General features: G+C 57.6%; 11 protein-coding genes and 1 tRNA gene. 8 read left to right on the top strand and 4 right to left on the bottom strand.

Translation table 11 applies throughout. The features are described from left to right. Positions 1-29 precede the first annotated feature (29 nt). Positions 30-114: transfer RNA gene (locus GT753_RS14165), tRNA-Leu, on the bottom strand. Between the two features lie 301 nt (positions 115-415). Between GT753_RS14165 and deoC the strand changes: the two genes are divergently transcribed. The 5 genes from deoC to GT753_RS14140 all read left to right on the top strand — a co-directional run bounded on the left by deoC (position 416) and on the right by GT753_RS14140 (position 6,332). Beyond that, positions 416-1,108: a deoxyribose-phosphate aldolase gene (gene deoC / locus GT753_RS14160; protein ID WP_371732172.1), complete on the top strand. Its 693-nt coding sequence runs from the start codon at positions 416-418 to the stop codon at positions 1,106-1,108. 65 nt (positions 1,109-1,173) lie between these two features. Then, positions 1,174-2,700 carry an FGGY-family carbohydrate kinase gene (locus tag GT753_RS14155; RefSeq protein ID WP_160125707.1) on the top strand — a complete coding sequence of 509 codons (1,527 nt, stop codon included), beginning with the start codon at positions 1,174-1,176 and terminating at the stop codon, positions 2,698-2,700. Next, on the top strand, positions 2,700-4,031 hold the full coding sequence (gene fucP / locus GT753_RS14150) for an L-fucose:H+ symporter permease (protein ID WP_160125706.1): 1,332 nt from the start codon (positions 2,700-2,702) through the stop codon (positions 4,029-4,031). Before GT753_RS14155 ends, fucP begins: the two co-directional genes overlap by 1 nt. 1 nt (position 4,032) lies before the next feature. Next, complete coding sequence (locus GT753_RS14145) at positions 4,033-4,425, top strand: VOC family protein (RefSeq protein WP_049187790.1); 393 nt, start codon at positions 4,033-4,035, stop codon at positions 4,423-4,425. A 1,262-nt stretch (positions 4,426-5,687) separates the two neighbouring features. Continuing rightward, positions 5,688-6,332, top strand: coding sequence for an acyl-homoserine-lactone synthase (locus tag GT753_RS14140; RefSeq protein ID WP_049187813.1), 645 nt, complete (start codon positions 5,688-5,690; stop codon positions 6,330-6,332). Here the strand turns inward: GT753_RS14140 and GT753_RS14135 are convergent, their stop codons facing one another. Continuing rightward, positions 6,333-7,049, bottom strand: a complete 717-nt coding sequence (locus GT753_RS14135) for a LuxR family transcriptional regulator (protein ID WP_160125705.1) — start codon at positions 7,047-7,049, stop codon at positions 6,333-6,335. It abuts the gene before it with no gap. A gap of 189 nt (positions 7,050-7,238) precedes the next feature. On the opposite strand from GT753_RS14135, the gene GT753_RS14130 reads away from it, so the two are divergent. Continuing rightward, positions 7,239-7,997 (top strand): DeoR/GlpR family DNA-binding transcription regulator, encoded by a 759-nt coding sequence (locus tag GT753_RS14130; protein WP_160125754.1) that lies wholly within the window; start codon positions 7,239-7,241, stop codon positions 7,995-7,997. A gap of 60 nt (positions 7,998-8,057) precedes the next feature. On the opposite strand, the gene lptG is transcribed toward GT753_RS14130, so the two are convergent. Beyond that, complete coding sequence (gene lptG, locus GT753_RS14125) at positions 8,058-9,128, bottom strand: LPS export ABC transporter permease LptG (RefSeq protein ID WP_016929273.1); 1,071 nt, start codon at positions 9,126-9,128, stop codon at positions 8,058-8,060. Further along, positions 9,128-10,222, bottom strand: a complete 1,095-nt coding sequence (gene lptF, locus GT753_RS14120) for an LPS export ABC transporter permease LptF (RefSeq protein ID WP_004933351.1) — start codon at positions 10,220-10,222, stop codon at positions 9,128-9,130. The genes lptG and lptF overlap by 1 nt, the downstream gene beginning before the upstream one ends. A gap of 282 nt (positions 10,223-10,504) precedes the next feature. Between lptF and pepA the strand changes: the two genes are divergently transcribed. Continuing rightward, positions 10,505-12,016, top strand: a complete 1,512-nt coding sequence (pepA, locus tag GT753_RS14115) for a leucyl aminopeptidase (protein WP_004933352.1) — start codon at positions 10,505-10,507, stop codon at positions 12,014-12,016. 231 nt (positions 12,017-12,247) lie between these two features. After that, on the top strand, positions 12,248-12,697 hold the full coding sequence (locus GT753_RS14110; RefSeq protein WP_004933353.1) for a DNA polymerase III subunit chi: 450 nt from the start codon (positions 12,248-12,250) through the stop codon (positions 12,695-12,697).

Genomic DNA, 12,697 nt, shown 5'->3' with positions numbered 1-12,697 from the left:
CGGTGGCTTCTTGTTCGCGCGGTACTTAATGGTGCCGAAGGCCGGACTCGAACCGGCACGTATCTCTACGGTTGATTTTGAATCAACTGCGTCTACCGATTTCGCCACTTCGGCACTGAAGTAGTATGCGGAAAACGGGTGCATTATACCTTCCCGCGATCGGCGCGCAAGAGTTATCAGGCATTCAATGAGTTAAATGTCGAAAAAAGCGTCACAATCCCCGTTTTCCCTCTGACTTGCGGCGTTTACCGCATCTTCCCCCCGCACTTTCACCCTCCTCGCAACAAAACCGCAGATCCGATCACAATTTCACCAAATGATGATTTTAAAACCATATGAAAGAGAATAATGTGAATAAATAAAATCAAATGAAAATAAAAGAAGGATAAACACAGTGAATGAAACAACCAGACGCATGGCCAGGTTGATCGATCTGAGCGCAGTGCAGGCCACCAATACCGAGGAGGACGTGCGCCACTGCGCCGCGCTGGCCAGCCGCTATCGCATTATCTCGGTGCACGTGCTGCCGTGCTGGACGCGTTTTCTCAGTCCTCTGCTGCCGGAGCGCGGCCAGGCGGACGTGATGATTGGCGGGCCGGTCGGTTTTCCCGGTGGTGGGCAAACCACCGATCTCAAGGTGCAGGAGGTGCGCCAGCTGATCGCCGAGGGCGCGCGCGAGGTCGATATGGTGGTGAATATCGGCAAGGTGCTGTCGGGGGATTACGACTACGTTCGCGAAGATCTGCGCCGGGTAGTCGAAGCCGCCGCACCGGTGCCGGCCAAAGTCATTCTGGAGACGCACTATCTGAACGAGCAACAGATCCGTCGGGTGTGCGACATCGCCGTCGAGGTCGGCATGGCCTGGGTGAAAACCTCCACCGGCTGGGCACCGACCGGCGCCACGGTAGAGAAAGTGGCGATCATCGCCGATCAGTTGCGTGGCCGCATTCAGATCAAAGGGGCCGGCGGCATTCGCGATCTGGACACGGTGCGCACGCTATATCGGCTGGGCGTACGCCGCTTTGGCATGAGCGCGGCGGCCACCCAGCGCGTGCTGGAGCAGCTCGAACAGGATCCAGGCCTGTTCCCGGAACTGAACGATAACTAATCTTGCGCGATCCCAGCGCACGCTTCTGCGAGTGGCCCGCGCCATCCGCCACGGGAGTGATAACAATGAAAGATTTACTTCTTACCCTTGATATCGGCACCGGCAGCACCCGCGCCGGGCTGGTCACCAACACCGGGGAAATCCTTGGCTTCGCGCAGCGCGAGTACGAGCAGATCACGCCGCAGGCCGGCTGGTCGGAACAACCACCTTCACTGTGGTGGCTGAGTGTCTGCCAGTGTACGCAGGAGCTGCACGCGCGCTACGCCGAATACTGGCCGCGTATCGCCGCCGTCGGCGCCTGCGGGCAAATGCACGGCACGGTCTTGCTCGATGCCGACGGCGAACTGGTCGTCGATCGCGCCATGCTGTGGAACGACAAACGAGCGCAGCCGCAGGTAGCCCGCTTTAGCCACCAACAGCCGCCGCAGTCCTGGCTGGAACTGTTGAACAATCCCCCCACCGCCGCCTGGCCGGCGTTCAAGCTGGCCTGGCTGCGCGAGCATCATCCATCGCAGTGGGAGCACATCGCCACGGTGTTGATGCCGAAGGATTACGTCAATTTCCGGCTCTGCGGCGTACGCGCTACCGATTACAGCGAGGCCTCCTGCTATTACTTGATGGACAGCGCCACGCTGCAGTGGTCGCCAGAGGCGGTGCAGCAGTTCGGGTTGCGCGCCGATCAGCTGCCCGCCATCCATCTTTCCAGCGAGGTGATTGGCCACATTACGCCTGCAGCGGCACGCGCCACCGGTCTGCCGCCGGGCGTGCCGGTGGTGGCGGGCACGGCGGATATGGCCGCTACCCTGCTCGGCTCCGGCGTCTATCAGGCCGGCATCGCCTCCGACAGCACCGGCACCTCGACGCTGCTCACCGTGGTCTCGGAGCACCCGTTGCTCTCCGCCAGCGTCAATAACCTGCACCTGGCCAACCCGGCCTGGGGTGGTTTCACCTTGCTCGATGCCGGTGGCGACGCCATGCGCTGGGCGCGTTCCGCGTTGAGCGCCGGCCAACTCAGCCACCAGCAGATGCTCGATATGGCGGCCGAGGTGCCGCCGGGTGCCGAGGGGCTGCTGTTCCTGCCCTACCTGACCGGCGAGCGGCTGGCGGAACACACCAACTCACGCGCGCAGTTCTTCGGCCTGCAGCGCAGGCATAGGCAGCCGCATCTCTACCGCGCGGTGCTGGAAGGCGTAGCGCTGGCCTCCCTGCGTAATCTGCAGCAGCTCAGGCGCCACGCACAGGAGCCGGAGGCAATGATCGCCTCCGGCGGCGGCGCACGTAGCCCGCTGTGGCTGCAGATCAAGGCCTCCGTCTACAACCTGCCGCTACTGCAAACGCGCAATCAGGAGAACGGCACTACCGGCTGCGCGATAGTCGCCGGGGTCGGCGTCGGGTTGTTCAGCAGTTTCGCCCAGGGAGTGAGCCGCACCGTCAGCATCGAGCGCGAATTTACCCCCGATCTGCGCCAGCACGAGCACTACCTGCGCTGCTTCGAGCTGTTCGAACAGCTCTACCGCCAGGCGCAGCCCCTCTACGAGCAGCTTGACGTTATTAGCTCGTTCTCTTTTTCTCCGGATGAAGGAACACCGTAATGAGCGACTCTCTGATTAACAAGGGCGACGTGGCGCAACACGCCGCGGCCGAAAACATCGACCGCAGTGCCTATCTGCCCGCCACGCCCTGGCTGCAGCTGATGCTGGTCTGCTGCCTGTTCGCCCTGTGGGGCATGGCCGGCAACCTGAACGACATCCTGATCGCCCAGTTCAAAAAAGGCTTCGATCTGTCGGATACCCAAACCGCACTGGTGCAGTCGATCTTCTTCCTCGGCTACTTCGTGATGGCGCTGCCCGCCGCAGCGGTGATCAAACGCTACTCGTACAAGGTGGCGATCGTAATCGGCCTGTGCCTGTACGCGCTCGGCTGCTTCCTGTTTATCCCGGCAGCGCAGATCATGACCTACGGCGCCTTCCTGGCCTGCCTGGGGGTGATCGCCACCGGGCTGTCGTTCCTGGAAACCTCAGCCAATACTTACTCCAGCCTGCTGGGGCCACTGGAAACCTCCACCCAGCGCATCAACTTTTCGCAGATCTTCAACTCGCTGGGGATCATTTTTGGCGTATTGATCGGCCAGCAGCTGGTGTTCGGCAAAAACGATCCCAGCCACGCCGAGCTGCTGCAGATGCCACCGGCGGCGGCCGAAGCGGCACGCACCCAGATGGTGTCGCAGGTGGTCACGCCTTATTTGATCATCGGCAGCGTGCTGATCGTGCTGGCGCTGATCTTCGTGGCGGTGAAATTCCCCGCCTGCAAAACCCAACGCTCGCATCAGGGAGCGGGCAAGCCGCTGATGCAATCGCTGAAGATCCTGCTGGCGCTGCAGCGCTTCCGATTGGGGGTGCTGTCGCAGTTCCTGTATGTCGGCGCGCAGGTAGGGCTTTGGAGCTTCACCATTCGTTTTGTGCAGATGATTGAACAGGGGGCAAGCGAGCATTCGGCCACCTACTGGCTGTTGGCCACGCTGGTCTGCTACTCGGCCGGCAAGGTGGTCACCACCGCACTGATGAAAAAGTTCAGCCCGGCGCGGTTGCTCGGCGTGTTCTGTTCGGTATGCGTGCTGCTGTTGCTGCTGGCCGTCAACATCCAAAGCCTGCTGGCGGTGGTGGCGATCATGGGCGTCAACTTCTGTATGGCGTTGTGCTGGCCAACCAACTTTGGCCTGACGATCAAAGGGCTGGGCGAAGAAACTCAGGTAGCCGGTTCGATCGTGGTGATGTCGATCATTGGCGGCGCGGTGGTGCCGTTAATCATGGGCATCATCTCCGATCTCAACGGTGGCGATATGCAGATCGCCTTCGCAGTACCGCTGGTCTGCTTCGCCTACGTCGCCTTCTATGGCTTCTACTGCGCGCGCAAGGGGATTTGATATGGCACATCGGATTAACGGGCTGATGCACGTCGGCCTGCGCTGCGCCGATATCGAACGAGCAGCCGGCTTCTATCGTTCGCTCGGTTTCGAACCCCGGCAAACGCTGGCGCTCGGCGGCCCCGTCGCCGTACAGTTTTTGCAGTTGGGTGAGCTAACGCTGGAGTTATACCAGCTGCCCGCCGAAGGGCTGATTCGCCCCGCCAACGCCTATGGTATCGACCACATCGCTTTGCGGGTCACCGATCTGGCGGCCACGCAGCGTTGGCTGGCGGATCTGGGGTATTCGGTGATTGAAGGGCCGACGCTGCAACCCAGCGGTGCCAACGGCGTGCGCTATCTGATGATCGCCGGGCCGGACGGCGAGCGGGTGGAGTTCAGCCAGCCGCTGTAATGTTTCTTACCACATAGCATGAGGCCTGATAGCTGTTATAAACCATCAGGCCTCATTCGCTTTTTTGTCAGCTCACGCGTATTTATAGCCGTGGCTCGCCGCTTGTCGGGTTATGCTTGTTACTCCCCCGATCTATGTAAACGATGCCAAATAATTCCGAACCGGGATAACAACGCTGAAAATAATTTCAGCCCAATAACTCAGCCAATAAAAAATATGTTTGCACAACATTCCGACAACACTATTTTTTCATCTACGACAGTCATAACTGGAATAAGTCAATGGGAACGGGGTTGTCAGGGGAGAGATGTTATTTCTTGAGATGGGATTTTATCTAGAACCAACAGAAAATAGCGTGCATACGTAACAAAACAGCAACCCAAAGCTAAAAACCAGCAGAGAACACTTGCCTCTGCTGAGTTGATAGCTTTAAGATGGTGTAAGAAAATTTTCCCTGGTGTTGGCCGATCTTGGCAGCCTGACCCTACGAGGTCAGGTTTTTTTTATGTTTTTTTCATCAAAAATTGACTAGAAAAGTGTATCGTCTTAGGGAGTTAGAAGCTAGTTAGACTAAAGTATAGTACCCTACTAGACCTTCATCAGTTCAGTTGGGTTATTATTTCACATAGCGGAAATCGGGTGCTAGCACTATTTTTTGCTCTGTATCCCAGCCGCCACGGCGTTCTATCAAAACCACCACGCATTGCTCATTTCACCCGGCGGCCCAACATCTCCGCAGAACCATCACGAAATAGCACCGTTCCTGTCATTACAATAATGTGATCTCTATCAGATATTTTTTAAGATCGGACTTGGTCACGCAGGAATAAAGGTCCGAGGCATACTGTAGAAATCACACTGGCCGCCATTTTCACGCTTATTTCTCTGCGGGACGAGGAAGTCATGCCTTATCGGCAAATCTTCAGTAGGAAAATATCACCCATTCACTATTAAAATAATTAAGACTCCATTCATTATAAAATCACCAGTTAATATTTCGCCATGGCAGACAAGGCCAGGCAGCCCATGATAGCAATTCTGGAATCCTCTCCTGTCTTTAATCGGCCAGGCCGTTCAATTTCGCCGGCCTGCTGTGTTCACCGTTCCATTGCCCTGAAACTACCTCGGCCGCACGGCATAATAAGGTTAGCGCCGATCGCTTAAAAAGCCTTATCATTCTCACGCACCGGCATGCTCGTAGTGAAACTTCTCTGATGTTACTGGATAAAGTTATTTCTCTTAATTTATTCAAAGGTAACATTATGTTTAATATTTACAGCACCAACTACGCATCAATGAGCACCGAAAAATCAGCAGATCTTTATGTTTTAAGGAAAAATGTCTTTAAAGACAGGCTGCAATGGGCCGTGAACTGTTCAGACGGCAAGGAGCTGGATGAGTTTGATAATGATAAGACAAACTATATATTTGGCGTAAAGGACAACATGATAGTTTGTGGTACCAGGATGATTGATATGAAACACAAGAATATGCTAAACAGCGCATTTTCCTCTTTCTTTCATGACATCGTCATTCCAGAAGGGAATTTCATCGAATCCACACGCTTTTTCGTCGATAAAGAAAGAACCCAATCACTGCTGGGTCGCCGGTTCCCTGTAACTCTGGCGCTGTTCTTGTCGCTGATCAACTATGCGCGGCAACACGGCTATGACGGCATACTGGCCGTCTCCAGCCATCCTATGTTGCATATCATCAAAAGCTCCGGCTGGAACGTCACGCTGCTGAAAACAGGCATATCGGAAAAGAACGAGCCCGTTCATTTGCTGTTGGGCCACGTTGATCGTCAGAGCCAGGAGGCATTAAAAAACAGAATATTCAAAAAGTTGAATACGCAAGACGAGCACATGCTAAACGCCTGGCCGTTGAGCGACGAACCTGCGTTCTAATCACCCCACCGGTTTAATCAGCTGAAGTTCCATCCCTAAACGGATAGCATGCCGGGCATTCGCCACCCCCAGCTTTTTGACAATGTTCCCCATATGAAACTTGATGGTGCAGGTTTTGATCCCCAGGATCATGCCCATTTCCTGGTAGGTTTTCCCTACGCTGGCCCAATAGAGGATCTCGTTTTCTCTCTCGGTAAAACGGGCGTTTTTTTCCTGGCGCGCGGTGTTTTTTTCGGACAGTGAAGTCAGCGTCAAATACATCTCATGGGTCGATGCCAGCAGCAACGAAATATCGCCTTTATGCTGATTCAGCATCTGCATGGTTTCCGCCTTGCGCTCGGCAGCGAGGGTAAAGGAAAGGGTCACTAGATTATTATTAAAATCATGCAACACGAAGGTATAGCCGTCGGCTACGCCGAATTCGCGTGCTTGTTCGAACAACTCAGAAAAGCGGAAGCCGGTACCGGCCATCAGATTCTCATCCCAGGCAAAAGGCGTCAGGCGATTGAGCGCCGTAATGACTACCGGATCGGTATATTGTAGCCCCTGCTCTTTATATTGCTTTACCCATTCACCGGGATAATTGGTGACGCCAAAGATACATGACATATCTTTCTTGGATAACACCACGTAGGCCCAGATAAGCTCGCCGAAATCGCCTAATGCCGCTTCCAGATGCTTGCTGATAATGTGACTGATATTCTCTTCATATTCCATTAACTGCCTGCCCCGCTACCCAATACGCTGCTGGGTAGACTATACCAAAAAGGATCGACGCGCCGTAACCTTCACATTCTTCTACGGGCAGTCCGGCTGCGGTAGCCGGCAAGCCGCTTTGCCTGCGGACGATGTGCAAGGTATATTAGCCGCACATCCATTGTGCCGGTCAGGAGTGAATGAGTGAGCATGTTCGCAGAAGAGCGCCAGGAAAAACTCCTCGCCATTCTCAAGGAGAAGCGCAAGCTCTCCGTAGGGGAAATGAGCTCGCGCTTTAACGTCTCCGGCGCCACCATCCGCACCGATCTGCGCATTCTGGAAGACGCCGGTATGCTGACACGCACCCATGGCGGCGCCATTCTGCGCACCCGCGCCAGCTTTGAGGTCGGTTCCGATCAGCGTGAAGAGGTGAACCTCAACGCCAAGGAGCAAATCGGTCAACTGGCCGCCGGCCTGGTGGAAGACGGCGATATCATCGTGCTGGACACCGGCACCACCCCCCTGCAGATCGCTCGCCATCTGCGCCAAAAGCGCAACCTGACCGTGGTTACCAACGATTTCATGATCGCCAAGAGTCTGGAGGACGTCGAGTCTATCCAAATCATCTTGCTGGGCGGCATCGTCAAAAAGGGCTATCACTGCGCAGTCGCCATCAACGGCCGTTCACTGCTGGATACGCTAAACATCGACAAGGCGTTTATGGGCACCAACGCGCTGTCGTTGAAACAGGGCGCCTGCGTGGCCGATATCATGCTGGCCGAAACCAAGCGCGCGATGGTGGAGCATGCCAATCAGGTGATCGTGGTGTGCGATCACTCCAAGCTGAGCAACACCTCGCTGGCGCAGTTCGCCTCCCCTGCACAGATCGACACCCTGGTGCTGGATCGTCTGCCGGAAGACGAGCAGGCCTATCAGGATGCCGGCATCGCGCTGCTGAGCGTCGGCTGATTCCCCAACAAAAAAGGCGCGGCCCCACGGCCACGCCTTTCTTCACTACCGCTCGCCACGCTACTTGCGTTTGAGCAGCATATACACGCTGATCAGCAGGAACAGCATGCTCGGCAACAGCGCGCCCAGCACCGGCGGCATGCTGTACACCAGGCTCAGCGGGCCGAAAATCTGATCCAGCACGTAGAACAGGAAGCCGAAGCTGATGCCGGTCACCACACGGATGCCCATCGGCACGCTGCGCAGCGGGCCGAAGATGAACGACAGCGCCATCAGCATCATCACCGCCACCGACAGCGGCGAGAAGATTTTGCTCCACATGTTGAGCTGGTAACGGTTGGCTTCCTGGCCGCTCTGCTTCAGGTACTTCACGTAGTTGTGCAGCCCGCTGATGGAGAGCGAATCCGGATCCAGCGCCACCACGCCCAGCTTGTCCGGGGTCAGGTTGGTTTTCCATTCGCCGGTCAGCGTCTGGGTGCCGGTCACCTGTTTCGGGTTGGTCAGATCCGAGGTGTCCACCTGCGAAAGCTGCCACAGGCCGTTCTCGAAGCTGGCGGTAGCCGCATAGCGCACCGTTTCCAGGCGACGCTGATCGTTGAAGTGGTAGATGTTCACGCCGGAAAGTTCTTTATCGCCGGAGACGCGCTCGATGTAGATGAAGTCGTTGCCGTCCTTCGCCCACAGCCCGCTCTTGGTGGAGAGCAGCGAGCCGCCGTACATCTGCTGGGCGCGGTAGTTGCGCGCCATCTGCTCGCCCTGCGGCGCCACCCACTCGCCGATCGCCATGGTCAGCAGCACCAGCGGAATGGCGGTTTTCATCACCGAGCCGGCGATCTGCAGGCGGGTGAAGCCGGAAGCCTGCATCACCACCAGTTCGCTGCGCGTCGCCAGTTGGCCCAGGCCGAGCAGCGCGCCGAGCAGCGCCGCCATCGGGAAGAAGATCTCGATGTCTTTCGGCACGCTCAGCAGGGTGTACATGCCGGCGCTCAGCGCGGTGTATTCGCCCTGGCCGACCTTGCGCAGCTGATCGACGAACTTGATGATGCCGGACAGCGACACCAGCATGAACAGCGTCATGATGATGGTGTTGAAAATCGTTTTACCGATATACCTGTCTAATACGCCAAACATCAGGCCGCTCCTCTCAGGCGTGCGCGCAGCTTGCGCATCGGCACGGTATCCCACAGGTTCAGCGCCAGCGCGATCGCGAAGTAAACGCCGTTAACCAGCCACAGCCACAGCATCGGATCCAGCTTGCCCTTGCCGGCGTTGGAGCGCAGCGAGGTCTGCAGCAGGAAGAAGATCAGATACAGCAGGATGGCCGGCAGCATGCTCAGCACGCGGCCCTGGCGCGGGTTCACCACGCTGAGCGGCACCACCAGCAGCGCCATCAGCGCCACCGACACCACCAGCGTCAGGCGCCAGTGGAACTCGGCGCGCGCGTCCGGATCGTCGGATTCCCACAGCGTCTGCATCGACATCTGTTCGGATTCGGTGTTGTCCGCCGCCACGGTGCGGTGGCCAATCACCGCCTTGTAGTCGGTGAAGTCGGTAATGCGGAAGTCGCGCAGCAGCGCGGTGCCTTCAAAACGCGTGCCCTTGTCGAGCGTCACCACCTGCGAGCCGTCTTTCTGCTGCACGATGTTGCCGTGCTCGGCCACCACCACCGACGGGCGTTGGTTGCCGTTCGGCCGCAGCTGCGCCAGGAACACGTCGTTAAAGGTGCTGCCCTTCACGTTGCCGATAAACAGCACCGCGTTGCCGTCCTGCGAGGGTTTGAACTGCCCTTCCGCCAGCCCGGCGATGCTCGGGTTGGCCTTGGCTTCGTTCACCACCACGTCCTGATAGCGCGAGGCCCAGGGGCCGGCCCAAAACACGTTCACCGCCGCGACCGCAGAGGTGAACAGCGCCAGGATCATGGCGGCGATAATCAGGGTGCGTTTGCCCAGCCCGCAGGCGTGCATGACGGTGATTTCGCTCTCGGTATACAACCGCCCAAGCGTCATCAGTAAGCCGAGAAACAGGCTCAAAGGCAGGATGAGCTGCGCCATCTTCGGCACGCCCAGAGCGAGCAGAGAGAGTACTAAGTTTGTCGGGATATTGCCGTCCACCGCGTCGCCCAACACCCTGACCAGGTTCTGACAAAAGAAGATCAGAAGCAGGATGAACAGGATGGCGATTTGGCTCTTGAGCGTTTCCCGTACCAGATATCTTATGATGATCACGCTTATTACGCCTGTGAAAACTTGTCTTTTTGCAGGAAAATCGATAATTTCATCGCTAATCCGCCATTTATTCTCATCATATGGCAACCTTCACAGCTAAAATAGTATTACAACATCAAGCCGTTTGGGTGTCCTATAGGAACTTGCTTATAGTCGCCAAAACAGAGCAATTTACGCCGTTCAGGTTAACATAATCCGTTAACTCAAATGGCGGGAGATCGTTACGGAGTCGATTATTCTAGCCGTAGCGTCCGCCTTTGTCTTTAAGATTCAGGAGAGTGCATGGAGTTCAGTGTAAAAAGCGGTAGCCCGGAAAAACAGCGCAGTGCCTGTATTGTAGTCGGCGTTTTCGAACCGCGCCGCCTGTCCCCTATCGCAGAACAACTCGACAAAATCAGTGATGGTTATATCAGCGCATTGCTGCGCCGTGGCGAATTGGAAGGCAAGGTCGGGCAGACGCTGCTACTGCACCATGTGCCCAACATTCTCTCCGAGCGCATCCTGCTGATCGGCTGCGGCAAAGAGCGCGAGCTCGATGAGCGCCAATACAAGCAGGTGATCCAGAAAACCATCAATACCCTCAACGACACCGGCTCAATGGAAGCGGTCTGCTTCCTGACCGAGCTGCACGTGAAAGGCCGCAACACCTACTGGAAAGTGCGTCAGGCGGTGGAAACCGCCAAAGAGACGCTCTACACCTTCGATCAGCTGAAAAGCAACAAGGTGGAGCCGCGTCGTCCGCTGCGCAAAATGGTGTTCAACGTGCCGACCCGCCGTGAGCTCACCAGCGGCGAGCGCGCGATTCAGCACGGTCTGGCAGTGGCTTCCGGCATCAAGGCGGCCAAAGATCTCGGCAACATGCCGCCGAACATCTGTAACGCCGGCTACCTGGCCTCGCAGGCCCGTCAGCTGGCGGACGCCTTCAGCACCAACATCACCACCCGCGTCATCGGCGAACAGCAGATGAAAGAGCTGGGCATGAACGCCTATCTGGCGGTCGGCGCCGGTTCGCAGAACGAATCATTGATGTCGGTGATGGAATATAAGGGCAACCCAAATCCGGACGCTAAGCCGATCGTGCTGGTAGGCAAAGGGCTGACCTTCGACTCCGGCGGCATCTCGATCAAACCGGCCGACGGCATGGACGAGATGAAATACGACATGTGCGGCGCGGCGACCGTGTACGGCGTGATGCGCGTGGTGGCGGAGCTGAACCTGCCGCTGAATGTGATCGGCGTGCTGGCCGGCTGTGAAAACATGCCGGGCGGCCGGGCGTACCGTCCGGGCGACGTGCTGACCACCATGTCCGGCCAGACCGTCGAGGTGCTCAACACCGACGCCGAAGGCCGCCTGGTGCTGTGCGATACCCTGACCTACGTCGAGCGCTTCGAGCCGGAGCTGGTGATCGACATCGCCACCCTGACCGGCGCCTGCGTGATCGCTTTGGGCCACCACATCACCGGCCTGATGTCGAACCACAACCCGCTGGCGCACGAGCTGCTGGGCGCTTCCGAGCAGGCCGGCGACCGCGCCTGGCGTTTGCCGATGGCCGACGAGTACTACGAGCAGCTGGACTCCAACTTCGCCGACATGGCGAACATCGGTGGCCGCCCTGGCGGCGCCATCACCGCTGCCTGCTTCCTGTCGCGCTTCACCCGCAAGTACACCTGGGCGCACCTGGATATCGCCGGCACCGCCTGGCGCTCCGGTAAAGCCAAGGGCGCGACCGGCCGCCCGGTGGCGCTGCTGTCGCAGTTCTTACTGAACCGTGCAGGCCTGAACGGCGACGATTAAATACCCTTCATCTTTCAAGCCGCAGCGTTGTTGGCCGCATTCGTTCACCCCAGTCACTGACTTGATGTCAGCTCCTGGGGATGAACGAACTTGCCGCCTAGCTGCAACTTGAAATCTATTGGGTATATAATCCTCTCAGCAGCGAAGGGGTAGAGTTATCTGCTCCGTTCCCAAAAAGGGCGCAACCTACATGTTGTGCCCTGTTTTTTTATCGGCAGCGGTGGATCCTTAATGAAACAGGCGACGTTTTATTTGCTCGACAACGCGGAACCGTCAGGCGCGCTCAGCGCCCATGAGGCCGTGGCCTGCGCCGTTGCCGCCAACGGCTTCCGCGCCGGCAAGCGGGTGCTGATCGCCTGCGAGAGCCAGGAGCAGGCCCAGCGGCTGGACGAAGCGCTGTGGCAGCGCGAGCCGCATGAATTCGTGCCGCACAACCTGGCCGGCGAAGGGCCGCACTACGGCGCGCCGGTGGAACTGTGCTGGCCCGGCAAGCGCGGCAACGCCCCGCGCGATCTGCTGATCGCCCTGCTGCCGCAGTTTGCCGATTTTGCTACCGCTTTCCATGAAGTGGTAGACTTCGTTCCTTACGAAGACACTCTGAAACAGTTGGCGCGCGACCGTTATAAGGCCTATCGCAGCGTCGGCTTCCATTTGACCACGGCTACGCCGCCAACTCACTGA

It is taken from the genome of Serratia sp. Z4, from assembly GCF_009900725.1.
Classification (GTDB): domain Bacteria; phylum Pseudomonadota; class Gammaproteobacteria; order Enterobacterales; family Enterobacteriaceae; genus Serratia; species Serratia nematodiphila.
The sequence above is the reverse complement of the archived record's forward strand: the minus strand, read 5'-3'. Positions and strand labels throughout refer to the sequence as shown.

Coding starts and splice junctions, on each gene's coding strand:
- fucP (WP_160125706.1), top strand. CDS start 2,700: ATGAGCGACTCTCTGATTAACAAGGGCGACGTGGCGCAACACGCCGCG.
- pepA (WP_004933352.1), top strand. CDS start 10,505: ATGGAGTTCAGTGTAAAAAGCGGTAGCCCGGAAAAACAGCGCAGTGCC.
- GT753_RS14145 (WP_049187790.1), top strand. CDS start 4,033: ATGGCACATCGGATTAACGGGCTGATGCACGTCGGCCTGCGCTGCGCC.
- GT753_RS14155 (WP_160125707.1), top strand. CDS start 1,174: ATGAAAGATTTACTTCTTACCCTTGATATCGGCACCGGCAGCACCCGC.
- deoC (WP_371732172.1), top strand. CDS start 416: ATGGCCAGGTTGATCGATCTGAGCGCAGTGCAGGCCACCAATACCGAG.
- lptG (WP_016929273.1), bottom strand. CDS start 9,128: ATGTTTGGCGTATTAGACAGGTATATCGGTAAAACGATTTTCAACACC.
- GT753_RS14140 (WP_049187813.1), top strand. CDS start 5,688: ATGTTTAATATTTACAGCACCAACTACGCATCAATGAGCACCGAAAAA.
- GT753_RS14135 (WP_160125705.1), bottom strand. CDS start 7,049: ATGGAATATGAAGAGAATATCAGTCACATTATCAGCAAGCATCTGGAA.
- GT753_RS14110 (WP_004933353.1), top strand. CDS start 12,248: ATGAAACAGGCGACGTTTTATTTGCTCGACAACGCGGAACCGTCAGGC.
- GT753_RS14130 (WP_160125754.1), top strand. CDS start 7,239: ATGTTCGCAGAAGAGCGCCAGGAAAAACTCCTCGCCATTCTCAAGGAG.